At 67.8% G+C, this 22,267-nt stretch carries 27 protein-coding genes; 18 read left to right on the forward strand and 9 right to left on the reverse strand.

The window, feature by feature from the left end; all coding sequences use genetic code 11:
• The first annotated feature begins 119 nt into the window (after positions 1-119).
• The 5 genes from AW272_RS15130 (at position 120) to AW272_RS15150 (ending at position 5,980) form a co-directional block, all read left to right on the forward strand.
• Positions 120-1,382, forward strand: a complete 1,263-nt coding sequence (locus AW272_RS15130) for an extracellular solute-binding protein (RefSeq protein WP_066364849.1) — start codon at positions 120-122, stop codon at positions 1,380-1,382.
• Between the two features lie 117 nt (positions 1,383-1,499).
• Positions 1,500-2,456: a carbohydrate ABC transporter permease gene (locus AW272_RS15135; protein WP_218010906.1), complete on the forward strand. Its 957-nt coding sequence runs from the start codon at positions 1,500-1,502 to the stop codon at positions 2,454-2,456.
• Positions 2,453-3,271, forward strand: coding sequence for a carbohydrate ABC transporter permease (locus AW272_RS15140; protein WP_066364855.1), 819 nt, complete (start codon positions 2,453-2,455; stop codon positions 3,269-3,271). The genes AW272_RS15135 and AW272_RS15140 overlap by 4 nt, the downstream gene beginning before the upstream one ends.
• Before the next feature lie 14 nt (positions 3,272-3,285).
• Positions 3,286-4,557 carry a beta-N-acetylhexosaminidase gene (locus AW272_RS15145; RefSeq protein WP_066364857.1) on the forward strand — a complete coding sequence of 424 codons (1,272 nt, stop codon included), beginning with the start codon at positions 3,286-3,288 and terminating at the stop codon, positions 4,555-4,557.
• 13 nt (positions 4,558-4,570) lie between these two features.
• Positions 4,571-5,980, forward strand: coding sequence for a cellulose binding domain-containing protein (locus tag AW272_RS15150; RefSeq protein WP_245657555.1), 1,410 nt, complete (start codon positions 4,571-4,573; stop codon positions 5,978-5,980).
• Between the two features lie 54 nt (positions 5,981-6,034).
• Here the strand turns inward: AW272_RS15150 and AW272_RS15155 are convergent, their stop codons facing one another.
• Genes AW272_RS15155 through AW272_RS15170 form a run of 4 tightly spaced genes read right to left on the reverse strand, consistent with a single transcriptional unit; the run spans position 6,035 to position 8,017 of the window.
• Entirely contained in the window at positions 6,035-6,298 is a 264-nt protein-coding gene (locus tag AW272_RS15155; protein WP_066364861.1) for a hypothetical protein, read from the reverse strand.
• Positions 6,291-6,644 carry a DUF6247 family protein gene (locus tag AW272_RS15160; protein ID WP_066364863.1) on the reverse strand — a complete coding sequence of 118 codons (354 nt, stop codon included), beginning with the start codon at positions 6,642-6,644 and terminating at the stop codon, positions 6,291-6,293. The genes AW272_RS15155 and AW272_RS15160 overlap by 8 nt, the downstream gene beginning before the upstream one ends.
• A gap of 27 nt (positions 6,645-6,671) precedes the next feature.
• A complete protein-coding gene (locus tag AW272_RS15165) occupies positions 6,672-7,367 on the reverse strand; it encodes a DNA alkylation repair protein (protein WP_066364864.1) in 696 nt (231 codons plus the stop codon).
• Positions 7,364-8,017 carry a TetR/AcrR family transcriptional regulator gene (locus AW272_RS15170; RefSeq protein ID WP_066364865.1) on the reverse strand — a complete coding sequence of 218 codons (654 nt, stop codon included), beginning with the start codon at positions 8,015-8,017 and terminating at the stop codon, positions 7,364-7,366. Before AW272_RS15170 ends, AW272_RS15165 begins: the two co-directional genes overlap by 4 nt.
• Before the next feature lie 65 nt (positions 8,018-8,082).
• Here AW272_RS15170 and AW272_RS15175 point away from each other — a divergent pair, with 65 nt between their 5' ends.
• The 5 genes from AW272_RS15175 (at position 8,083) to AW272_RS15195 (ending at position 12,605) form a co-directional block, all read left to right on the forward strand.
• Positions 8,083-9,381 (forward strand): alkaline phosphatase D family protein, encoded by a 1,299-nt coding sequence (locus AW272_RS15175; protein ID WP_066364866.1) that lies wholly within the window; start codon positions 8,083-8,085, stop codon positions 9,379-9,381.
• A 73-nt stretch (positions 9,382-9,454) separates the two neighbouring features.
• Entirely contained in the window at positions 9,455-10,942 is a 1,488-nt protein-coding gene (locus AW272_RS15180; protein WP_066364867.1) for a glycoside hydrolase family 3 protein, read from the forward strand.
• Between the two features lie 169 nt (positions 10,943-11,111).
• Complete coding sequence (locus AW272_RS15185; protein ID WP_030450924.1) at positions 11,112-11,369, forward strand: hypothetical protein; 258 nt, start codon at positions 11,112-11,114, stop codon at positions 11,367-11,369.
• Between the two features lie 47 nt (positions 11,370-11,416).
• Complete coding sequence (locus AW272_RS15190; protein ID WP_066364868.1) at positions 11,417-11,677, forward strand: hypothetical protein; 261 nt, start codon at positions 11,417-11,419, stop codon at positions 11,675-11,677.
• 115 nt (positions 11,678-11,792) lie between these two features.
• Complete coding sequence (locus tag AW272_RS15195) at positions 11,793-12,605, forward strand: ATP-grasp domain-containing protein (protein WP_083958344.1); 813 nt, start codon at positions 11,793-11,795, stop codon at positions 12,603-12,605.
• A 1-nt stretch (position 12,606) separates the two neighbouring features.
• Here AW272_RS15195 and AW272_RS15200 read toward each other — a convergent pair whose 3' ends face one another.
• Positions 12,607-13,368: a glucose 1-dehydrogenase gene (locus AW272_RS15200; RefSeq protein ID WP_066364873.1), complete on the reverse strand. Its 762-nt coding sequence runs from the start codon at positions 13,366-13,368 to the stop codon at positions 12,607-12,609.
• A 327-nt stretch (positions 13,369-13,695) separates the two neighbouring features.
• Here AW272_RS15200 and thrS point away from each other — a divergent pair, with 327 nt between their 5' ends.
• The 3 genes from thrS to gad are packed head-to-tail and all read left to right on the forward strand — an operon-like array spanning position 13,696 to position 17,565.
• On the forward strand, positions 13,696-14,901 hold the full coding sequence (gene thrS, locus AW272_RS15205) for a threonine--tRNA ligase (RefSeq protein ID WP_066364874.1): 1,206 nt from the start codon (positions 13,696-13,698) through the stop codon (positions 14,899-14,901).
• 43 nt (positions 14,902-14,944) lie between these two features.
• Positions 14,945-16,162 (forward strand): aspartate aminotransferase type Ic, encoded by a 1,218-nt coding sequence (locus AW272_RS15210; RefSeq protein WP_066364875.1) that lies wholly within the window; start codon positions 14,945-14,947, stop codon positions 16,160-16,162.
• 35 nt (positions 16,163-16,197) lie between these two features.
• Entirely contained in the window at positions 16,198-17,565 is a 1,368-nt protein-coding gene (gene gad / locus AW272_RS15215) for a glutamate decarboxylase (RefSeq protein ID WP_066364876.1), read from the forward strand.
• Here gad and AW272_RS40600 read toward each other — a convergent pair.
• On the reverse strand, positions 17,559-17,705 hold the full coding sequence (locus AW272_RS40600; RefSeq protein ID WP_174551821.1) for a hypothetical protein: 147 nt from the start codon (positions 17,703-17,705) through the stop codon (positions 17,559-17,561). The two genes, gad and AW272_RS40600, sit on opposite strands and share 7 nt — an antisense overlap.
• A 107-nt stretch (positions 17,706-17,812) precedes the next feature.
• The gene (locus tag AW272_RS15220) at positions 17,813-18,364 is read right to left on the reverse strand and encodes a pyridoxamine 5'-phosphate oxidase family protein (RefSeq protein WP_066364879.1); all 552 of its coding nucleotides are present in this window, start codon (positions 18,362-18,364) and stop codon (positions 17,813-17,815) included.
• 400 nt (positions 18,365-18,764) lie between these two features.
• Here AW272_RS15220 and AW272_RS15225 point away from each other — a divergent pair, with 400 nt between their 5' ends.
• The 4 genes from AW272_RS15225 (at position 18,765) to AW272_RS15240 (ending at position 20,423) form a co-directional block, all read left to right on the forward strand.
• Positions 18,765-19,286 (forward strand): phospholipase, encoded by a 522-nt coding sequence (locus AW272_RS15225; RefSeq protein ID WP_066364881.1) that lies wholly within the window; start codon positions 18,765-18,767, stop codon positions 19,284-19,286.
• 129 nt (positions 19,287-19,415) lie between these two features.
• On the forward strand, positions 19,416-19,742 hold the full coding sequence (locus AW272_RS15230; protein WP_066364883.1) for a PadR family transcriptional regulator: 327 nt from the start codon (positions 19,416-19,418) through the stop codon (positions 19,740-19,742).
• 14 nt (positions 19,743-19,756) lie between these two features.
• Entirely contained in the window at positions 19,757-20,095 is a 339-nt protein-coding gene (locus AW272_RS15235; RefSeq protein ID WP_245657556.1) for a DUF1048 domain-containing protein, read from the forward strand.
• Between the two features lies 1 nt (position 20,096).
• Complete coding sequence (locus AW272_RS15240; RefSeq protein ID WP_066364890.1) at positions 20,097-20,423, forward strand: DUF1048 domain-containing protein; 327 nt, start codon at positions 20,097-20,099, stop codon at positions 20,421-20,423.
• Positions 20,424-20,547: 124 nt separating this feature from the next.
• Here the strand turns inward: AW272_RS15240 and AW272_RS15245 are convergent, their stop codons facing one another.
• Entirely contained in the window at positions 20,548-21,225 is a 678-nt protein-coding gene (locus tag AW272_RS15245; protein ID WP_066364892.1) for a 2-phosphosulfolactate phosphatase, read from the reverse strand.
• Positions 21,226-21,384: 159 nt separating this feature from the next.
• Here AW272_RS15245 and AW272_RS15250 point away from each other — a divergent pair, with 159 nt between their 5' ends.
• Positions 21,385-21,840 (forward strand): hypothetical protein, encoded by a 456-nt coding sequence (locus AW272_RS15250; protein ID WP_157518570.1) that lies wholly within the window; start codon positions 21,385-21,387, stop codon positions 21,838-21,840.
• Here AW272_RS15250 and AW272_RS15255 read toward each other — a convergent pair.
• Entirely contained in the window at positions 21,801-22,169 is a 369-nt protein-coding gene (locus tag AW272_RS15255; protein ID WP_245657557.1) for a winged helix-turn-helix transcriptional regulator, read from the reverse strand. The two genes, AW272_RS15250 and AW272_RS15255, sit on opposite strands and share 40 nt — an antisense overlap.
• Positions 22,170-22,267: the final 98 nt, after the last annotated feature.

Below are 22,267 nucleotides of genomic sequence, written 5' to 3' on the forward strand. Positions count from 1 at the left end.
CGTCTTACCAGTTGTCGAATGTAAACACTGAATAACGGGTCTTGACGGGTCAACTGGTTAAGACCACTCTAGCGCCAGCAGGCAGATTGCTTACCAATATCTGACCACTGGGAGAACCAATGGCCCCCCGGTTCCTCGCCGCGGCAGCGGTCCTGGCGCTCGCCGCCGGGCTCACCGCATGCGGCTCTTCGTCCACGGAAAGCACCGCTCCCGAAGCACCCGCCGCCACTGCGCTCACCGTCTGGATCATGCGCGACAGCATGTCCGAGACCTTGCTCACCAACTTCGAGCGCGACTTCGAGGCCGCGCACCAAGGGGTCACCCTCGACGTCCAGATCCAGGAGTGGGACGGCATCGGGCAGAAGGTGACCAGTGCCCTGGCCAGCAACGACGCCCCTGACGTGATCGAGGTGGGCAACACCCAGGTCGCCGAGTACGCCGCCAGCGGCGGCGTGAAGGATCTCACCGACAAGGTGACCGAACTCCAGGGCGCCGACTGGCTCCCCGGCCTCGCCGATCCCGGCAAGATCGACAATAAGCAGTTCGGGGTGCCCTGGTACGCCGCCAACCGCGTCGTCATCTACAACAAGGACCTGTTCGGCAAGGCCGGCGTGACCCCGCCGACCACGCGGGACGAGTGGATCGACGTCACCACCAAGCTCAACGCCGACGGCACGCAGGGCATCTACCTGCCCGGACAGAACTGGTACACCCTCGCCGGGTTCATCTGGGACGAGGGCGGCGACCTGGCACTCAACGAGGGCGGCACCTGGAAGGGCGGCCTCGACACGCCGCAGGCGCTCGCCGGGATCGACTTCTACAAGAAACTCCAGGCGCTCGGCGAGGGGCCGAAGGACTCCGACGAGGCCAACCCGCCGCAGGCCGACGTGTTCGCCAAGGGCGACGTGGCGCAGCTCATCTCGGCTCCCGGCGGCGCGGTGGCGATCGAGAAGGCCAACCCCGACCTGGCCGGGAAGCTCGGCTTCTTCCCGATCCCCGGCAAGACCGCCGACACCCCGGGCGCCGTCTTCACCGGCGGCAGCGACCTGATCGTGCCCGAGGCGTCCAAGAACCCCGATCTCGCGTACGAGGTCGTCAAGGCCCTCGCCGGCGAGAAGTTCCAGACGGCCATGGCCACGGAGATGTCCTACGTGCCCAACCGGGTCTCCCTCGGCGGCGTGCTGACCAGTGAGGGCGCGGCCGCGATGGCGAAGGGCGCGGCGAACGGCCACGCGACGCCGAACTCGGCGAACTGGGCGGCGGTCGAGGCCAAGAACGTCATCAAGGAATTCATGACGACCTACCTGACCGGCACGGACGGCGCAGCCGAAGCGGCCAAGGCGTCCCAGGTCATCGCGGACATCCTCAACACCAAGTCCTAGCCGCCTCAGGTCCCGGGTCCGCCCGTGCCGGCCGCGTTTCCCCATCCCGGGGTCGCACGGGTGGGCCCGTCCCTCAGAGGGATCTCGCCCAGTTCGTACAGAGAAGAAAGGACACCCGTGGTCACGCAGGCTCCCGAGCGGCCCGTCGCCACAGCGGTGCCGCCGCCATCGCGGCGGAGACGCGCCCTCCCGGCCCTGTGGCCCTACCTGCTGGTGATCCCGACCGTCGCCGGCACCGCCTACCTGCTGTTCTATCCGCTGATCCGCAGCGTGATCATCTCGTTCCAGCACTTCAGGACCGGCGAGCTCATCCGGGGCGGCGCCGCGTTCGTCGGGCTGGACAACTACTACGACGCGCTCGGGTCGGCGGAGTTCTGGGCCGTCGTCAGAAGGACCCTCGTCTGGACGGCCATCAACGTCGTCCTCATCATGGTCATCTCCACCCTGATCGCCCTGATGGTGGCCAGGCTGGGCAAGAAGCTGCGGCTGGCGGTTCTCGCGGGGCTGGTGCTGACCTGGGCCACCCCGGTCCTGGCGGCGACCACGATCTTTCAGTGGCTCTTCCAGTCGAAGCTGGGAGTGGTCAACTGGCTGCTGACCAGCATCGGGTTCGCACAGTTCGACGGCTACACCTGGTTCGCCGACGGCACCTCCACGTTCGCCATCATGGTGCTGCTCGTCGTCTGGCAGTCGGTGCCGTTCGCGGCGCTCACGCTCTACGCCGGTCTCACCACCATCCCGGGTGAGCTCTTCGAGGCGGCGAAGATCGACGGTGCCACTCAGAAGCAGGTCTTCCGCGACGTCACCTTCCCGATGCTGCGGCCCCTCTTCGGCCTCATCACGTCGCTGGAGATCATCTGGGTCTTCAAGTGCTTCGCCCAGATCTGGGCCATCAGCCAGGGCGGCCCGGACGGCGCGACCACGACCCTCCCGGTGTACGCCTTCCAGGTCGCCCAGTCGCTGCACAAATACGACCTCGGCTCGGCCATCTCGACCCTGACGGTCCTGATCCTGCTGGCCGTGCTGATCCCGCACCTGCGCCGCATGTACAAGCACGAAGGAGAGGGCCGGTGAGACGCATCCCCCTCACGCTGGCCGCCCTCAGCGTGATCGCCTTCTCGGTCTTCCCCGTCTACTGGATGGTCGTCACGGCCTTCAAGCCGACCCGCGACATCCAGGCCGACACCCCGCAGTTCCTCCCGCTGCACCCCACGCTCGAACACTTCGAGACCGCCATCAACTCCGATGGCTTCGGGCTGTTCTGGCGCAACTCGTTGCTGGTGTCGCTCGGCGCGGTCCTGCTCAGCCTGGTCGTCGCGCTCCTGGCCGCCTTCGCGGTGGCGAGGATGCGGTGGCGGGGACGCAAGGCGTTCATCCTCATGGTCTTCATCGCGCAGATGGCGCCATGGGAGGCGCTGCTCATCCCGATGTTCATCATCGCCCGCGACACCGGCATGCTCGACAAGCTCTCGATGCTGACGCTGATCTACTTCATGGGCACGCTGCCCTTCACGATCGTCACCCTGCGGGGCTTCCTCGCCGCCATCCCGGAGGAGCTCGAAGAAGCCGCTCAGATGGACGGCGCCAGCAGGGCCGCGGCCTTCAGGAAGGTCGTTTTCCCGCTGCTCGCGCCCGGTCTGATGTCGACCTCGCTGTTCGGCTTCATCACCGCGTGGAACGAGTTCGCGTTCGCCAACGCGCTGATCATCAAGAACCAGGACGACCGCACGCTCCCCGTCTGGCTCTCGTCCTTCTCCAACGTCTTCGGCACCGACTGGGGCGCCACCATGGCCGCCGCCACGCTCTTCATGCTGCCGGTCCTGCTGATCTTCCTGATCCTTCAGCGCCGGGTGACCTCCGGGATCATCGCCGGCGCCGTCAAGGGCTGAGAAAGGAATCCAACGTGATCATTCCGCGGCCACGTGACCTGGCCGTCCTCGGGGGTTCGGTCAAATACTCCGAGGATCTTGTACGGCTGACGCCCGACTCCGGCCTCCCCGACGAGGGCTACCGCCTGACCGTCGGCGAGAGCGGCGTCGAGCTGGCCTCCGGCGGGCCCGCCGGCGCCTACTACGGCCGTCAGACGCTGCGCCAGCTCGGCGAGCGGCTCCCGGAGGGGGTGATCGAGGACGCGCCCCGGTTCGGGTGGCGCGGGGTGATGCTCGACGTGGCCCGGCACTTCATGCCGAAGGCGTTCATCCTGCGGCTGATCGACCTGATCGCCGAGCTGAAGCTGAACGTGCTGCAACTGCACCTCACCGACGACCAGGGCTGGCGGCTGGAGATCCGCCGTTACCCGCGTCTCACCGAGGTTTCGGGCGACCACTACACCCAGGAGGACATCCGGGAGATCGTCGCCTACGCCGCCGCACGGTTCGTCCGCGTCGTTCCGGAGATCGGCCTCCCGGGGCACGTCCAGGCGGCACTGGCGGCGTATCCGGAACTCGGCAACGACCCGGCCGGCCCCTACGAGGTCTGGACGACCTGGGGCATCAGCGAGCACACCCTCAACCTGGAAGAGGAGACCATCACCTTCTTCCACCATGTCCTCGACGAGGTCTGCGAGCTGTTCCCGAGCGAGTACATCCACGTCGGCGGCGACGAGTGCCGCAACACCGAGTGGGAACGCACCCCGCGCGCCCAGGAGCGCATCGCCGAACTCGGCCTCCCCGGCGCCCACGCGGCGAGGGCGTGGATCACCGGCCGGATGGCCGAGCACCTGGCCGGGAAGAACAGAAAACTCGTCTATTGGTACGAGAAGCCTGACGGCCCCCCCGGCGCGACCACCATGACGTGGCTCGACGAGGAGAGCGGCACCCTGGCGGCTCTGGAGGGCCGCGACGTCGTGCTGGCCCCGCATCTGCGCACGTACCTGGACTATCCCCCCGAGCAGGAGGCCGGCCCGTTCTTCCCCGACCGGGTCCTGTCGCTGTCGAACACCTACCACTTCGTCCCGCCGTCGGCGCCGGGGATCATCGGCGTCCAGGCCCAGCTGTGGACCGAGTACATGCCGACCCCGGCCGACGTCGAACGCCAGGCCTTCCCCCGGCTGCTCGCGTTCGCCGAGGTCGCCTGGGGTTCCGCGGACGACTACTCCGACTTCCTGCGCCGTCTAGACCCCCACCTGACCCGTCTCGCCGCACGGGGCGTGTCGGTGGGTCCGCTCATCCCTTAAGGAAAGGAACGATGTGTCCAGAAAGAAGTGGTTAGCCGGCGGGCTGATGTCCGCCCTCGCCGTGGTCGGACTCGTGGCGCTGCCGGCCGAGGCCGCGACCGCCCTCAAGGTGCAGTACAAGACCAGCGCGTCCGGAGCCACGGCCGACCAGGTCGAACCCTGGCTGAAGGTGGTCAACACCGGCACCACCACGGTGCCGCTCAACACCGTCAAGGTCCGCTACTACTTCAAGGCCGACTCGGCGTCGCAGCAGTACCGGTTCGCCTGCTCGTGGGCGGTCGTCGGCTGCTCGACGATCACCGGTTCGTTCGGCGCGATCTCTCCCGGCACGGCCACCGCCGACCGCTACCTGGAGATCGGCTTCACCAGCGGGTCGCTCGCCCCGGGCGCCTCGACCAGCGACATGCAGCTGCGGTTCTACCGGGCCGACTGGCAGACCATCACCCAGAGCGACGACTACTCGTTCGCCGCGCAGGCGTCGTACGCCGACTGGAACAAGATCACCGTCTACCAGTCGGGCGCCCTGCTCTGGGGCGTGGCGCCGACCGGCGGCAACCCCAGCCCCTCGCCGTCGGCCTCGCCTTCGCCGAGCACCTCACCGCCGCCCGGCGGCAACAACGGCGTCGTGTTCGACGACTTCAGCTACGCGTCGCACACCGACCCGAACATCAACGCGCACAACTGGACGATCCGCACGAACCAGGGCGGCCCCGGCATCCCGGGCGCGTCGTGGCCGGCGTCCAACGTCACCTTCCCGACCGTGAGCGGCGCCAACAAGGCCCTCCAGCTCAAGTCGGTCACCGACGGCACCGGGGCGGGCACCCAGCAGTCGGAGGTCCTCCACCAGCGCAAGTTCCTGGAGGGCACCTACGCCGCCCGGGTGCTCTTCACCGACGCCCCGACGACCGGCCCCGACGGCGACCACATCGTGCAGACCTTCTTCACGATCACCCCGCTCAACCAGGACCTCGACCCCAACTACAGCGAGCAGGACTTCGAGTATCTGCCGAACGGCGGCTGGGGCGAGCCCGCCAACATCATGTACGCCACCTCATGGGAGACCTACCGCAACGAGCCCTGGCTCGCGGTCAACACCCACACCGAGAACCGCATCAGCTACGCGGGCTGGCACGACCTGGTTCTCCAGGTCTCCGGCGGCGAGATCAAGTACTACATCGACGGCAACCTGTTCGCCACCCACGGCGGCGACTACTACCCCGAGACCGTGCAGTCGGTGAACTTCAACCTGTGGTTCATCAGCGGCGGCCTGGTCGGCAGCAGCACCCAGCGCCAGTGGATCCAGCAGATCGACTGGTTCTACCACGCCAAGAACGAGGTGGTCGCGCCCGCCACCGTCATCCAGCGAGTGAACACCTACCGCACCGGCGGCACGAGCTGGGTCGACACCGTACCCAACAGCTGAGACTGACATGACGGCTCGCGCGCATTCGGGGCGCGCGAGCCGTTCGCCGTCGTCTCAATCCAGCCAGGTGACTCGGACCACCAGGACGAGGCGCAAGTGGTCGGCGACGATGAAGTGCATGTAGCCCCGGCCGCCGAAGAGATCGAGCGTTCGGAGCCCGCCTCCGTGCAGCGAACCTCTGCCCGCGCCGGCCGCGTCGCGCCCCAGGATCGCCAACTGGTCGGCCAGTCGTTCCACTTCCGCGATGACCTGGGCCGGCAGCCCTGAGGCGACGTGTTCTTCGTCTGGGTCGTACTCCCAGATCCAGGTGTCACTCACCGGTGGCGTCACGATGGGCTGTGTCGAGGATCTCCCGGATCTCGGCCATGGCCACCGTCACCGCCTGCCGGTCGGTGGCCGTCGCGACTCGCTGCTCCAGTTCGCGCAGGCGGTTGGCCATGGCGGGGTGGCGGTGGATCGCCACGAACTCGCCCCACTGCGTCAGGAACGCGTGCAGCGGGGCGACGGTACTCTGCCGCGCGGCCTGCTCCGTCGCCTGGTCGAGGTGCTCGATGAACTGCCCCAGGTATGCCGGTGCGATCTGGGCCAACGCGGCCCGCAACGCGGCCGTCGTCAGCGGCGGACGGGGGATGATCGCCTCGCCGTCGTGATGCGGGGTGGACACCGGTTGCCTCCTGCCTGATGCGTAACCTCACCGTACCGGCGGGTCGCCGCCCGGTACGTTCTTCAGCGCCTCGCGGCGCGACAGCCCGCTCAACCCCTGGTGCTCGACGTAGCGCACGACCTCGCGGGGCTCGGTCTTCGCGTACTCCCGTAACGCCCAGCCGATCGCTTTGCGGGCGAAGAAGTCGGTGTCGGACAGGCTGGGTTCGATGCACGCGTAGAGCAGCGCGCTGTCGGTGCGTTCCTGGAAGGTGTTCTGCGACAGGATCGCCGTGCGGCGTTTCCACAGGTTCTGGTCGTGGGCCCACTCGAGCATCGTCGGGCGCATCGTCTCGGGGAACTGGCGCAGCAGCGTGCCCACCCGGTGGACGGCGAGTTCGTCGACCAGGTCCCACCAGGCGCCGGTGACGATCATCTCCTCGTACATGGGCAGCGTGTAGAGGGTCTGCCAGGTGCGGTAGAGGCGGAAGCCCGCCAGGTCGATCGCCGCGTAGCGTTCCTCGCGGTATTTCGCCTCGCGCCACAGTTCGAGGACGGTGCGGCGCCACACCGGCGCCGACTCCAGGCGGTGTTCGGCGAACACCTTCTTCAGCGCCAGCCGCCGGGGCCCGGTCTGCACGCCGAGGAACGGCATCTCGGACTTCATGTAAGCCCGCATCGCCGGTGCCTTCTCCGGGTCGGCGAGGTCGCCTAGGGCGGCCCGGGCCGCGTCGACGAGGCTCATCCCGGCTGGCTGGTCCGGTCTCCGGTCGCCAGGCCGTCGAACAGCACCGTGATGTAGTGGTCGGCGAGGGCGCCCGTGTTGAGCCGCCCGCCGGGACGGAACCAGCGGACCGCCACCCAGATCGAGTCGCGGATCATGCGGTAGGTCAGCTTCGGGTCGACGTCGGCCCGCAACGCCCCGGTGGCCTGGCCCTTCTTGATCTGCTCCAGCCACATGCGCTCGATCTCGTCTTCGGCCTTCACGAGGTAGTCGAACCGGTGGTGCTCCAGGGAGCGCAGATAGTTCCAGTCGTTCTGCATGACGGTGATGGCCGCGCGGTGGGGTTCGAGCGTCGCGAACCCTATGCGGATCATCTGGGCCAGCACCTCGGTCGGGCCCTTCCCCGAATCGAGGATCACCCGGTAGCGCGCGGTCAGGTCGTCGAGGAACGTGCGCAGGACCTCGTCGACGATCGACTCCTTGGAGTCGAAGTGGTGGTAGAGGCTGCCGGACAGGATGCCGGCCTCGTCGGCGATGTTCCGGACGGTGGTGGCCTGAAAGCCCTTGCGCGCGAACAGTTCCGCCGCCAGTTTGACCAGGTGGTCGCGGCGCTCGGAGGCGGGCCCCACGTGGGTTCTGCGCGCCGTCGCGGTGTTCTTGCGCTGGTTCACCCACCCATTATGAGCCGTACGGCCGAACGGGCCATTCACAGTCGCGAATCGGGCGATGATCGAGGATGGCGAAAATCAAATTCCCGTTCACATTGGGCGTCGCCTCGGGGGAGCCCGCGCCCGACGGCGTCATCCTCTGGACCCGCCTCGCGCCCGATCCCCTGAACGGCGGCGGCATGCCCAAGAGCGCGTTCGACGTGCGGTGGGAGCTGGCAGAAGACGACACGTTCCTGAAGCTCACGGCCTCGGGCACCACCAGGGCCCAACCGGCCGGAGCGCACAGCGTGCACGTGAAGGTCTCAGGCTTACGGTCGTCTTCGGTGTACTTCTACCGGTTCCGCGTGGAGGGCCACACGTCGCGCGTGGGCCGTACGAAAACAGCTCCGGCGCCGACCTCGACGGCGCCGCTGCGGATCGCGGTGGCGAGCTGCCAGCGCTACGAGCACGGGCACTTCACCGCCTACAAGCACCTGGCCGCCGAGAACCCCGACGTCATCCTGCACCTCGGCGACTACATCTATGAATACGGCAAACCAGCCGACCCCGCGTTGGGTCGTTATGTACGACCCCTCAAAGACTCCGCCGCCGCCTGCAGCACCCTGGCCGCCTACCGCGAGCGCTACGCCCTCTACCGTCTCGACCCCGACCTGCAGGCCGCCCACGCCGCCGCGCCCTGGCTGACCATCCCCGACGACCACGAGGTCGTGAACAACTACGGCAAGACGGTCGACCTGAAGCGCCGCAAGGCCGCCTATCAGGCCAACTACGAGCACCTGCCCTACCGCGTCAAACCCGGCGCCGACGCGATGCAGTTCAGCCGCTGGCGGCCGCTCGGCAAGGTGGTCGACCTGCTGCTGGCCGACGTGCGCCAGTACCGGACCCCGGGCGACATGCTCGGCCCGGCCCAGACGACGTGGCTGCTCGACCGCCTCAAGGGGTCCACCGCGCGCTGGACCGTCCTCGCCCAGCCGCTGTTCTTCGCCCCGAGGAACCCCCCGAGCACCGACTCGTGGGACGCCTACCCGGCCAGCCGGAGCAAGATCCTCCAGGCCGCCCCCGACAGCTTCGTGGTGCTGAGCGGTGACGTCCACAACGCCTGGGCGGCCGAACTTGACAGGGGCGTGGAATTCGTCGCGACCGCGATCACGAGCGCCCCGCCCGCCGTGCGCGACGACGCGCTGGAGCGCAACCCGCACCTCGGCTTCTTCGACGGCCACCGCGGCTACCTGGTCGCCAACGCCTCGATGGACGAGTTCACCGTCGACTACCGGACCGTCGCGTACGTCGACCGGCCCGGCGCCCCGGTGTCCACGGCAGCCTCGTTTCGAGCCGTCGGTAACAAGCTCGAACGAATCGACTTGTGAAATTGCAGGTAAGACCTCTAGCGAATAGGAAACTTTCCTATTAGATTTCGGGCATGCCCAAGTGCGGTGCCGCATGACGCGAAGCACGGAGCTGCTGCGTCTGGCTGATTCGGTCATCCTCCCCGGCTTCGTCGGGACCTCGCCTCCCGACTGGTTGCGCAGGCGTCTCGCCGACGGCCTCGCCGGGGTGGTCTTGTTCTCCCGGAACGTCGACACGCCGGACCAGCTCGCGGCCCTCACGGCCGCACTGCGGGTGGACAACCCCGCGCTGCTGGTCGGCATCGACGAGGAGGCGGGCGACGTCACCCGGCTGGAGGCCCGTACGGGCAGCTCCCGCCCCGGCAACTACGCCCTCGGCGTGGTCGACGACGTGCATCTCACCGAGGAGGTGGCCAGAGACGTCGGACACGACCTGGCCGCCGCCGGCGTGACGATCAACTTCGCGCCGGCCGCCGACGTCAACTCCAACCCCGACAACCCGGTGATCGGGCTGCGCTCCTTCGGTGCGGACCCGGGCCTGGTGGCCCGCCACACGGCGGCCTGGATCAGGGGGTTGCAGTCGACCGGCGTGGCGGCCTGCGCCAAGCACTTCCCCGGTCACGGCGACACGGCGGTCGACTCCCACCACGGCCTCCCGGTCGTCGCGGTCAGCCGCGACGAGCTGCACGAGGTGGAACTGTGGCCGTTCCGCGCCGCCATCCAGGAGGGCGTGCGGGCGATCATGACGGGACACCTGGTCGTCCCCGCCTACGACGGCGAGATGCCCGCCACCCTCAGCCCCCGCATCCTCACCGACCTGCTCCGCGGTGAACTGGGCTTCGACGGCGTGGTGATCACCGACGCCATCGAGATGGCCGCCGTCTCCGCGTCCTACGGCATCGGCGGAGCCAGCGTCCGCGCGGTGGCCGCAGGGGCCGACTCGGTCTGCGTCGGGGGCGAGCACGCCGACGAGGCGACCTTCGACCACATCCGTGAGTCGATCGCCGACGCGGTGGTGAGCGGCCGGCTGTCCGAGGGCAGGCTGCACGAGGCGTGCGCCCGGGTGGCCAAGCTGGCCGCCTGGCGGTTCGCGCCGGGAGATCGTGTGCTGAACGGCGGCCCGGTCGGCCTGGCCGCCGCCCGCCGCGCGATCAGGGTCAGCCACCACGACGGCGCCCGCCTGCCGCTGAGCACCGCCCCGCACGTCGTCGAGCTGTCCCCGGACACGAACCTGGCCATCGACAAGGGCCAGCCCTGGGGCGTCGCCGATCCCTTGGGAGCGCTCCTCCCCGGCACCACGGTCACCCGCCTGGGCGAGGCCGAACTGGCCGACGGCATCCCCGCCGACCTCCTAAGCCGCGCCGCCGACCGCCCGCTGGTCGTCGTGGTGCGCGACGCCCACCGCCACGCCTGGCAGATGGACGCCCTCGGCCACATGCTGGCCGCTCGTCCCGACGGCGTGGTGGTCGAGATGGGCCTGCCGGGACGCACCGATCTGGGCTCCGTGCACATCGCGACACACGGCGCGTCGCGGGTCTGTGGCCAGGCGGCTGCCGAGACCTTGACCGGCCGTTTGCCCTGAAATCCCAATAAGCACGGCCCCGCGGGCGCAGCCGCGGGGCCGTTTCCATGTCTAGACTAAAATTCTGATCACAGAGTGCTATCAAACAACTACGCAGAGCTATATGCTCGGCAGTGCTTTGACCGGCCAGTCAAACAGACCGTCAAGGAAAGCGCGAGAAGGAGCCGTAGTGATCAAGAAGATCTGCGTGACCAGTGCGATGCTCGCCGCCGCCGCCGGTGCGAGCCTCATCGCCACCCCGGCCCACGCCGACACGTGGTCCGACAACTGGAGCGCCAACATCGGTTCGGCGCAGTCGGGCAACAACTTCGGCTGGGTCGCGGCGCGCAACGCCGGCTCTGGCCGTTCGACCAACGTCAACACGATCAACGGCATCTCCGCTACCGCCACCGGCGGCAGCGTGACCGTGGTCTACATCTTCAAGTAAACCGCCCGGTCGCGTCCCCAGCACTCACCCCACCCGAAGGAGAGAACATGTTCAAGAAGCTTGCCGTGACCGGTGCCGTCCTCGCCGCCGCCTGTGGTGCGAGCCTGATGGCCGCCCCCGCCCACGCCGACACCTGGGTCAGCAACAGCAGCGTGAATCGCGGTTCCGCCCAGTCCGGCAATGTGTTCGGCAATGTGGCCGCCACCAACATCGGCAGTGGCTCGTCCACCAACTCGAACACCATCAACGGCATCTCGGTGACCGCGCGGAACAGCGTCGCGGGCCTCGCCTACCGCTTCGGCCGCTAGTCAGCGGTCTCCGGCGCGCGCCGGGCCCTCCTTCCGGGCCCGGCGCGCGCCGCCGTGCGTTGCGGCCATGATGGGCGCTGTACGTCATCACCGCACCACGCAAGGGGAAAGCTCGATGAAGGCCGCATATGTCACCTGGGACGGCCCCGATCCGGAACGCGAGGTCGTGCTGACGGCGTGGCTCGCCGAGGGGATCGAGGGCGCGCCCGTCCGCTGGGACGACCCCGAGGCCGACTGGTCGTCCTTCGACGCGGCCGTGGTCCGCTCACCGTGGGACTACGTGGGCCGGCGCGACGAGTTCATCGACTGGGCCTGGCAGGCCGAACAGCACACCAGGCTGCTCAACCCGGCGTCGGTGCTGGCGTGGAACACCGACAAGACCTATCTGAAGTACCTGGGCGTGCCGACCGTGCCGACCCACTGGAGCTCGCTCGCCCTGCCCGACTGGCCCGAATATGTCGTCAAGCCGACCATCTCGGCCGGGGCCCGCGACACGATCCGCACCGCCTCCGTGGAGGAGGCCTCGGCGTTCGCCGCCTCTCTTGAGGCGCAGGGCCGCCCGATCATGGTGCAGCCCTACGTCGAGAGCGTCGAGCACGAGGGCGAGATGTCGCTCCACTACTTCAACGGCCAGTTCAGCCACGCCGTGCGGCGCACGCCCCTGTTGATTCCCGGCGTCGGCGACCTCAACGACGCCGGGGCGAAGGCCACCCTGCGCGACCCCGACGACGACCAGTTCGATCTGGCCGAGGAGGTCCTGGGCAAGGTGGCCGAACCGCTCCTCTACGCCCGCGTCGACCTGGTCCGGATGCCCGGCGGCGAGCCGGTGCTGATCGAGCTCGAGCTCACCGAGCCCTTCCTCTACCTCGACACCGAGCTTGAGGCTCCCGGGCTGTTCGCGCGGTCGCTGAAGGAGATGCTGGCCTAGCTCATCCGTGCGCCGTGATCCCGCCGTCCACGGGGATGACGGTGCCGGTCAGGTAGGAGCCGGCCCTCGACGCGAGGAAGATCGCCGTCCCGGCCATGTCGTCGGGGCGGCCGATCCGTCCCAGAGGGACGCTGTCGGCGACCATCTGGCGGGCCTGGGGGTCGTCGAGGACGAACGACATCATCTTGGAGTCGAACGGGCCGGGGGCGATGGCGTTGACGGTGATCGACTCTTTCGCGAGGCGGTCGGCGAGGTGCCGGGTCAGCATGTGGACCGCCGACTTCGTGGCCGAGTAGGCGTAGCTCTCCATCGCGGGGGTTCTGAGGCCGTCGACCGAGCCGATGTTGATGACCCTGGCCGGGTCGTCCGTGGTCGCCGACTTTCTGAGCATCGGCAGGAAACGCTGCGTCAGGGCGAAGACGCCCTTGACGTTGATGCTCCAGAGCTTGTCGAAGGCCGACTCGGGATAGTCGTCGAGAGGGGCGCCCCAGGCGGCGCCGGCGTTGTTGACCAGGACGTCCAGCGAATCGTGGCGGGCGGCGACGAAGTCGTGCACGGCCTCGACGCCTTCGCGGGTCGAGAGATCGGCCTGGACGGCGCCGCAGCCCAGTGCGGCGGCGGCCTCGTCGAGCTGGTCTTTCTTCCGGGCGGTGAGATAGACGGTCGCGCCCGCGTCCACGAAGCCCTGAGCGATCATCCGCCCGATCCCACGCGACCCGCCGGTCACCACGACGGTCTTGCCTTCGACGGAGAAGAGAGTCATGGGCCGAGGGTACCGACCGGTCGGTCTGCTGAAAACGTCCCCGGGCGGCTCGCGGGTTGTCCACAGGGCGTGGCCGGCGCGACGAGAATGTCGGTCGCGGTCGGCACGATGGCCTCACCCCCGGGCGGGAGGGGCTTTGGGTGACGTGGATTTCCGGAAGACCTTCCGGCGGCCCGCGTGTTAGCGTTTGCGGTATGCAGCGCGCCCATCTGACGACGACGCCGGAATCCGTCCCGGCGCGCTGATCACTGCCTTACTTCGAAGCCCGGGGCCACACGCCCCGGGCTTCGGTGTGTTGTGCGCCCCTTTCCACCAGGGAGACGCATCGTGTACGACCACCGCAAGCTCGGCCGTGAGCTCGATCTGTTCGACGGCGATCCGCTGATCGGCGCGGGATTGCCCTTCTGGCTGCCTGACGGCGCCGCCGTGCGGCTGGCGCTGGAGGACTACGTCCGGGACGTCGAGAGACGCAACGGCTACCAGCACGTCTACTCGCCGATCATGGGCAAGCGCGAGCTCTACGAGATCTCCGGCCACTGGGACCACTACCGGGACGACATGTATCCGCCGATGTCGATCGGCGGGGAACAGGTCGTGCTGCGGCCCAGCCTGTGTCCGCACCACGCGCTGATCTACCGCTCGCGGGGGCGCAGTTACCGTGAGCTGCCGCTGCGGCTGGCCGAGCTCGGCGGGATGTACCGCTCGGAGCTGTCCGGGGTGCTGGGCGGGCTGACCCGGGTGCGGGCCATCCAGCTCAACGACGCGCACATCTTCTGCACCGCCGACCAGGCCGTCGAGGAGGCCCGCGCGGCCCTGGAGCTGATCGGCGCGGCCCATGCGGCGATGGGGATCAAGCCGGTGCGGTACCGGCTCTCCCTGCCGGGGTCATCGGGGAAGTACGTGGCGGTCCCCGGGCTGTGGGAGCGGGCGGGGGAGATGCTGCGCGAAGTGCTCGACGGGGTGCCGTACGAGGCCGTCGAGGGGGAGGCCGCCTTCTACGGGCCGAAGATCGACATTCAGATCGCCGACAACCTCGGGCGGGAGTCGACCCTGTCGACCGTCCAGATCGACCTCTATCAGCCCTCGCGGTTCGACCTCGAATACACCGGGCCCGACGGGGCCAGGCACCGGCCGGTCATGGTGCACCGGAGCATCGTCGGGAGCGTCGAGCGGGCGGTCGCGCATCTGATCGAGGTGCACGGGGGCGCCTTCCCGGCCTGGCTGGCGCCGGTGCAGGTGGCGGTGCTGCCGCTGGGGGAGGACGAGGTGGCGTTCGCCGGGTCGGTGGTGGCGCGCTGCGTGGATCAAGGGCTGCGGGTGAGGCTCGCCGGGCCGGAGAAGGGCAGCCTGGGGGCGCGGATCCGGGAGGCGCGGCTGGTGCCGTACCAACTGATCGTGGGTTCTCGCGAGGTGGCCGCCGGTGAGGTGTCCGTGCGGCTGCGGGACGGGCGGAAACTCGCTGGTATGGCGGTGGCCGAGGCGCTGGGGAAGATCGGGGAGTTCACCTCGCGGCGGGAGACCGGGCTGTGGTGACTAAGCTTTCGATGTCCGGCCATTACTACCGAGGGAACCCGCGATGAGCGACGTGCGTGCCGAGTATGAGGAGCTGAAGGCAAGGGGATTGAAGCTCGATCTGACCCGGGGCAAGCCCGCCTCCGCTCAGCTCGATCTGTCGACCCCGATGCTCTCCCTGCCCGGAACGTCCTTCCGCGCCGCCGACGGCACCGACACCCGCAACTACGGCGGCCTCAACGGGCTGGCCGAGCTGCGGTCCCTGTTCAGCGGCTTCCTGCAGGTGCCGGCGTCGCAGATCATCGTCGGGGGCAACTCAAGCCTGGCCCTCATGCACGACACGGTCGTCTACTGCCTGCTGGGAGTCCCTCTCGGCGGCGCCCGCAAGTGGGCCGACGAGGAGCGGGTGGCGTTCCTGGCCCCCGTCCCCGGATACGACCGGCACTTCGCGCTGTGCGAGCGGTTCGGGATCGAGCTCATCCCGGTGCCGATGACCCCGGCAGGGCCGGACATGGACGAGGTCGAGCGGCTCGTCGCCGCCGACCCGGCCATCAAGGGCATCTGGTGCGTGCCCAAGTACTCCAACCCCGACGGGACGACCTACTCGCCCGAGACCGTCGCCCGGCTGGCCGCCATGCCCACCGCCGCGGCTGATTTCCGGATCTTCTGGGACAACGCCTACGCCATCCACCACCTCTTCGACGAGGAGGCGGAGCTGGCCGACATCCTCACGCTGGCGACCGAGGCCGGGAACGCCAACCGGGTGTTCGTGTTCGGGTCGACGTCGAAGGTGACCCTGGCCGGGTCCGGGGTGTCGTTCTTCGGCGGGTCGCCCGAGACGATCGCCTGGTTCCTCGGCTACATGGGCAAGGGCACGATCGGCGCCGACAAGGTCAACCAGCTCCGGCACGTCGAGTTCCTCCGCGACGAAGACGGGGTGCGGGCCCACATGCGCGCGCACGCCTCTCTCATCAGGCCCAAGTTCGAGGCCGTCGACGCGATCCTGTCCAAGGAGCTGTCCGGGCTGGCCACCTGGTCGTCGCCGCTGGGCGGATACTTCATCTCGCTGACGGTGCCTGAGGGGTGTGCCAAGGAAGTCGTCCGGCGGGCCGCCGAGGCGGGAATCGCGCTGACGCCCGCCGGCGCGACGCACCCCTACGGGCAGGACCCGTCCGACTCGGTCATCCGGATCGCGCCCACCTTCCCTGACATGGCGGAGCTGGAGGCGGCGATCAGCGGACTGGCCGTCTGCGTGCGACTGGTCGCGGCCGAGCGCGGCTGACCTCGTACGGAGTGTGTGCCTGATAGATATCGATCATGGCGTTGCACTCCGGACATTCACACAAGCACCCGGCGTCGCGATCGGTCAATCCGGTCACGGCGCTGGGGCTTGATCTGACCGCTCCCACGCATCGGCTCTTCGACTCGCCGGTGCCCGCCGAGGCGGCGTGGCAGTTCGTCCACGACGAACTGATGCTGGACGGGAACGCCCGGCTGAACCTTGCCACGTTCGTGACGACGTGGATGGAGCCGCAGGCGGCCCGGTTGATGGCCGAGTGCGCCGACAAGAACATGATCGACAAGGATGAATATCCGCAGACCGCCGAATTCGAGCGGCGGTGCGTCTGCATCCTTGCCGACCTGTGGAACGCCCCTTCTCCTTCAGACGTGATCGGGACGTCCACCACCGGATCGAGTGAGGCCTGCATGCTGGCCGGGATGGCGCTCAAGCGGCGCTGGTCCGGGACGGGGCGGCCCAACCTCGTCATGGGGGCCAACGTCCAGGTGTGCTGGGAGAAGTTCTGCAATTACTGGGAGGTCGAGCCCCGGCTTGTGCCCATGTCGGGGGAGCGCTTTCATCTCACGGCCGAGGAGGCCGTCAAGTACTGCGACGAGAACACCATCGGGGTGGTGGCGGTCCTCGGGTCGACGTTCGACGGCAGTTACGAGCCCGTCGCGGAGATCTGCGCGGCGCTGGACGCATTGCAGGCCTCCCGGGGGTGGGACATTCCCGTGCATGTGGACGGGGCGTCCGGGGCGATGATCGCGCCCTTCCTCGATCCCGAGCTCGTCTGGGATTTCCGGCTGCCTCGGGTGGCTTCCATCAATACGTCCGGGCACAAGTACGGGCTGGTCTATCCCGGGGTGGGGTGGGTGCTGTGGCGGCACACGTCCTGCCTGCCGGAGGAGCTCGTCTTTCGGGTCAACTACCTGGGCGGGGACATGCCCACCTTCGCGCTGAACTTCTCCCGGCCCGGGGCTGAGGTGGTGGCGCAGTATTACAACTTCCTGCGGCTGGGGCACCAGGGGTATGCGGAGGTTCAGGGGATGTCACGTGCGGTGGCCACCCATTTGGCACGGCGGATCGACGACTTCGGGGTGTTCCGGCTGATCTCCCGGGGGGACGAGCTGCCGGTGTTCGCCTTCACCACCGCTGACACGGTCACGGCTTTTGACGTGTTCGATGTGTCGCGGCGGTTGCGGGAGCGGGGGTGGCTGGTGCCTGCCTATACGTTCCCGAAGGATCGGGAGGATCTGGCGGTGCTGCGGATCGTGGTGCGGAACGGGTTCACCCACGACCTGGCGGATCTGCTGCTGGACGATCTGGGGCGGGTGCTGCCGGAGCTGGAGGCGCAGCCGCATCCCATGCATCGGGACATGAAGGCGACGGGGTTCCATCACTGAGATTCGGTGAGAAGGGCTTCCCGCTGCTTGTCCAGGGCCTGATGGATGCGGTGGTCGCGGGCGGTGGCCTCTTTGAACCAGGCGATGGTGGCGGGCGCCACGGCGAGAATCTGGTTGTAGCTGAGGGCGGCCGGGTTCATTCCGAACACCAGGCCGGTCTTGAGAAGCGTGCCTGAGGATGACCCCGCTGGCCAACGCGGCCACGGAAGCTCCCGTCACGATCGGATCACCGCCGCCCCCCGGCCCCCTACTGGGGGCGGGTGACGCGGAGTCGCGCGTCGGTGACGTTGTCGAAGCGGGAATCGCCGCCCCGGATCAGGACGAAGTGCGTTCGCACGTCGGCGCTGTAGGCCAGCAAGGTGCCGGACGGTGCGAGGTCGTCGCCGGTGAGCTCCTTGCCGGTGGGGAGGCGGGCGTTGAGCGCCGCGAGGGCCGCGACGGGATCGTCGGCGGGACCGGCGGTCGCCTCGAGATAGAGCGCCTCGGCGCCGCCTACGGGCGCGTGGGAGTCGAAGACCGTGATGGCCACGTCGGGGCGTTCGGCGAGGTTACGGGAATGCCTGCTGTCCGGTGACGACACCCAGTAGAGCCGGTCCTCGTCATGGGGGGCGAAGAAGACGGGAGTGGCCCACGGCAGCCCCTGGTGATCGGCGGTGGCGAGCACGAGGTAGCGGCTGTCGGCGAGCAGTCGGGGGACCATCTCCCACATGCCGGTCACCGACGGTGGAGCCCCCGTGGTGAGGTCCTCGATCGGTGCGGTCCCGTGCTCGTCCGAGGGTGCCGCGCTCGAGCCCGCCATTGTTCCTCCTGTGATCGTCGGTGTACGTCACATCCTCGCGTCCGTCGCAGGGAGTGCCCGCTCTCTAATGGTCCATGCGATGACGGGTGGCGTCGCGCTCTTTGAGTCGCGGTAGCACCGTTTCCGGGTTCTGAAGAGGTCGTGAAATCGAGCCCACTGTCTGATAGCAGGCACGGCGGGCCGGCCCTGTGTCGCGGTCTCAAAGCTCTGCGGCTTGTGACATCACCATCACAAAGAGTGTCGACAGTGGAGTTGTCAGATTGTAAAGAGTGATGTTTGGCGAATCTTGGGGCTGATCTTGATGTAGATCTGTTCCGGCGTCGGCGGTTGTTTCGCCTCATTGTTATGCAGTGGCAGGCCACTGCCGTCGAGGTTTCCCCACGGACAAAGGAAGAGCACCATGGTCAAGCGCGCCCTTGCGATCGTCGCCCCTTCCCTCGCCACATTACTCGGATTAACACTCCCTGCATACGCGGTAACGCCGCAGCAAAAGCTCGCCACACTTTCCAGTTTCAGCCAGCCCACCTCCGCCAGCGCCAACAGCTGGCGGGCCGCCTGGCAGAACCAGGGCGCCTGGGCCGACTACGGATTCGACTGGTCGACCGACCTGTGCTCCACCAGCCCCGACCAGCCGCTCGGCTTCGACTTCAGAATGCCGTGCCGCCGGCACGACTTCGGTTACCGCAATTACAAGGCCGTGGGACAGTTCCCGGCGAACAAATCGCGTATCGACGACGCGTTCTACTACGACATGAAGCAGATCTGTGCGCCGTATTCCACCATTCCCCGCGGCACCTGCAACAGTCTCGCCTGGACCTATTACCAGGCCGTGAAGCAGTTCGGCGCCCTCAATGTCACCGAAACGCAGATCGAGCGCATCCGTCAGACCTCCGAGCAGGCGGCGCAGCCCGCCGAGAGCTGATCTGAGCCATGAGCCCGTGACCTGCGGATCGGCAGGGTCGCGGGCTTTTTCTTTGCGACCACTACTCCGTGGTACTGTATAGCGGTACTCGGTACTACAGAGTACTTGGAGGACGGAAGAGGGTCCGCGATGGACGACCTGACGGAGATGCTGAAGGGCACGCTTGAGGGCTGTGTGCTGGAGATCCTCGGCGGCGAGGAGACCTACGGATACGCCATCACGCGTCGGCTGAACGAACTCGGCTTCGCCGATGTCGTCGAGGGGACGGTTTACACCATCCTGCTGCGGCTGGAGAAGAACAGGCTGGTCCAGGTGACGAAACGACCGTCGGGGCTGGGGCCGCCGCGAAAGTTCTATGCGCTCAATGACGCGGGGCGGGCGGAACTCGCGGCGTTCTGGGCGAAGTGGGAGTACATCACTTCACGGATCGAGAAGCTCAAGGAGGGTGGGAGATGAACTTGTGGGAGACCATGACCGGCAGTGATCTCACCAGGGATTTCAAGGCGTTCGAAGGTCGGGCCGCAGCATTGCCGGCCGACTATCGGGCGGCATGGGAACAGATCAAGTGCCATCTCTTTCCTTATGGGGATTTCACGGGCCGGAACCTGATGCCGATTCTCGACGGCGCTCTGGGGCTGCTCGAAGAGACGGCGGCCGACGGGCGGAGCGTTCACGAGGTGCTGGGCGACGACATCGCGGGCTTCTGCGCGGCGCTGGCCGGAGGGGAAGGCGCCCGGAGTTTTCGCGACCGGTGGCGCGAGCAGTTGAACAGGAACGTCGCCAGGAAATTGGGCCGGCTGGGAGGCTGACGTGGGCATCCAGGACATCATCGAAGGCAAGAAACAGTGGCGGGCGCACATGGCGCGGGTCAAGGCGCTGCCGCCGGATTATCAGATCGTCTACAAGGAGATTCAGCGATACTTCTTCAAGATCGGGCCTGTCGATCTGCATGACGGGACCCTGCTCTCGGGAATCCTCGATTTCTTCGAGGAGGGTGTCGCGGGCGGCAAGGGAGTCCTGGAACTCATCGGCGACGACGTCGCGGCCTTCTGCGACGACCTGGTCAAAGACTCGCGCACCTACGCGGAGGTCTACCAGGAGTCCATCAGAGGGGAATCCGGCCCGGCCGCGAAGTGACCCCGGGCGCCGGTGGCTCGATGATCTGAAAGTCGCGCCCCTGCGAAAATCCATGCGTGCGGCAGCATCCGGGTGCCTTTGTCGGTGCCTGCATACTTGCCGCGTGTCGGAAACGCCTGTCGTTTCAGATCGAGGGATACGGGCGCAGGACCATGAGCGAGTCTTCCGAGCCCGCCACCATGGCGAAGGGAAACGCGTCGAGCTCAAGGCAGAGCGCGACGTCATCAGGATGAGTTCCCTGGCGCACACCCTCCGTCAGTTCGGCGGCGGCGCGTGACGTGCGGGCGCGGTGGAGGAACTCGGCGGCGTCCGTCTCGGCCCCGATGGCTCGGCGGGCGATGTATTGAGCACACGCCAGGTCTTCCTCGGCCTCACCGTCTTCGCCGGTGACGACGAAGGTGACGCTGTCGCTCTCGTGTGTCCGCAGGAGCCGGGCGGTGGCCTCCGCCACCACGAAACTGGCGCACAGCACCAGCGGGGTCTCCTTGACCGCGAGGACGCCGACCGTCCCCGCCGTGGTCTTCTGCACGACGGTACGTCCGCCGAGGTCGGCGGACCGGAGCAGGCCCGGCGAATTGACCAGGTCGAACCCGGGCGTGGGCGGACCGTCCTTGAGTGCCAGCCAGTCCGGGTGGGAGGCCTTGAGCGCCAGGGCTTCGTCCAGTGACCCGGCAAGAACGATCTTCTCCGCCCCTTGGGCGAAGGCCCAGGCGGCCACGGTGAAGGCGCGCATGACGTCGACCACGACCGCCACGGGCGGGGCTTCGGCCAGATCGGCGATGCCGAGGAAGTGAGTGTCCATTCCGGTTATGGTCGCGCATGTCCGCCCGGGGAGAGAGCGCGACTTCAGCGCCACAACCGGACCGGCGAATTCGTCGATGCCCACGGTGCGACGTGGCTCCCAGCGATGCTCCTCAGGCCCGTTAAGGTGGCGCCAATCGAAGGGGAGGACGCGCTCGCCATGAGGCTGACAGCCGTCACGGTATTTGCCGGTATTGCGGGCTTGTCGGCCTGCGGCGCCGCCGATTCCGCCGTTCGCATTCCGGTTGAACGCCCAAATGCGGAAATATCCTGCGTGTCATTCTTCTGCAAGATCGGCGATGAACCGGCCATTCTCGTCCACGACCTGGAACCTGCGGATCTGGGGTCGCTGAACGCGCGGCTGTCCTGGCTCGAGAAGGAATCCTGCCTGGTCGCCGTCACCAAGGACAGAACCGTCGTCCCCATCTGGCCTCAGGGCACCACGCCCGTCCACACGCCTGAGGGAAGGCACGGCGTGAAGCCCCCGGGCAGAAGCGAGATCCTCGAGGGCGACGCCTTCAAGCAGGCGGGATCGTGGGTCGCAGGGGCCGAGGCGCCGCCGTCGGGCTGCGGCGGTCATGACGGGTTCTTCGCCGTCGACAGCTTCGAGTCGTAGGCGTCGCGGGCGGTCAGCACGTCGGCGATGTGCGTGTCGGCCCACGTCGTGATCGCGTCGACCACGCCTTCGAGGCTGCGGCCCAGCGGCGTGAGCTCGTAGTCGACCCGTGGCGGCACCACCGCGTGGACCGTGCGGGTCACCAGCCCGTCGCGCTCCAGATTGCGAAGCGTCTGCGTCATCATCTTCGGGGTCACTCCCAGCATCTTCCGCGACAGTTCGGTGAACCGCAGCGGCCCGCCGCGCAGGTTCATCACGATCAGCGCGCTCCAGCTGTCGCCGATACGGTCGAGCAGCTGTCGGCTCGCGCAGTCTCTCAGGCTCTCCACCTGCTCACTATCCTCCAGGTGAGTACTGCACTTCAAGGTGCCCTCTATCGATCGGGAAGTAAGCTCTGACCTGGTCTGTTCCCTCGGTTACCTGAACT

This window comes from Herbidospora mongoliensis (assembly GCF_001570545.1).
GTDB classification, from domain to species: Bacteria; Actinomycetota; Actinomycetes; order Streptosporangiales; family Streptosporangiaceae; genus Herbidospora; species Herbidospora mongoliensis.

Bases quoted from the DNA above. Each gene is read 5' to 3' on its own strand.
- AW272_RS15175 (WP_066364866.1), top strand. From the start codon at position 8,083: ATGGCGAAAATCAAATTCCCGTTCACATTGGGCGTCGCCTCGGGGGAG.
- AW272_RS15250 (WP_157518570.1), top strand. From the start codon at position 21,385: ATGAGGCTGACAGCCGTCACGGTATTTGCCGGTATTGCGGGCTTGTCG.
- AW272_RS15190 (WP_066364868.1), top strand. From the start codon at position 11,417: ATGTTCAAGAAGCTTGCCGTGACCGGTGCCGTCCTCGCCGCCGCCTGT.
- gad (WP_066364876.1), top strand. From the start codon at position 16,198: ATGGCGTTGCACTCCGGACATTCACACAAGCACCCGGCGTCGCGATCG.
- AW272_RS15235 (WP_245657556.1), top strand. From the start codon at position 19,757: ATGACCGGCAGTGATCTCACCAGGGATTTCAAGGCGTTCGAAGGTCGG.
- AW272_RS15245 (WP_066364892.1), bottom strand. From the start codon at position 21,225: ATGGACACTCACTTCCTCGGCATCGCCGATCTGGCCGAAGCCCCGCCC.
- AW272_RS15225 (WP_066364881.1), top strand. From the start codon at position 18,765: ATGGTCAAGCGCGCCCTTGCGATCGTCGCCCCTTCCCTCGCCACATTA.
- AW272_RS15195 (WP_083958344.1), top strand. From the start codon at position 11,793: ATGAAGGCCGCATATGTCACCTGGGACGGCCCCGATCCGGAACGCGAG.
- AW272_RS15180 (WP_066364867.1), top strand. From the start codon at position 9,455: ATGACGCGAAGCACGGAGCTGCTGCGTCTGGCTGATTCGGTCATCCTC.
- AW272_RS15210 (WP_066364875.1), top strand. From the start codon at position 14,945: ATGAGCGACGTGCGTGCCGAGTATGAGGAGCTGAAGGCAAGGGGATTG.
- AW272_RS15200 (WP_066364873.1), bottom strand. From the start codon at position 13,368: ATGACTCTCTTCTCCGTCGAAGGCAAGACCGTCGTGGTGACCGGCGGG.
- AW272_RS40600 (WP_174551821.1), bottom strand. From the start codon at position 17,705: ATGAACCCGGCCGCCCTCAGCTACAACCAGATTCTCGCCGTGGCGCCC.
- AW272_RS15230 (WP_066364883.1), top strand. From the start codon at position 19,416: ATGGACGACCTGACGGAGATGCTGAAGGGCACGCTTGAGGGCTGTGTG.
- AW272_RS15130 (WP_066364849.1), top strand. From the start codon at position 120: ATGGCCCCCCGGTTCCTCGCCGCGGCAGCGGTCCTGGCGCTCGCCGCC.
- AW272_RS15165 (WP_066364864.1), bottom strand. From the start codon at position 7,367: ATGAGCCTCGTCGACGCGGCCCGGGCCGCCCTAGGCGACCTCGCCGAC.
- AW272_RS15220 (WP_066364879.1), bottom strand. From the start codon at position 18,364: ATGGCGGGCTCGAGCGCGGCACCCTCGGACGAGCACGGGACCGCACCG.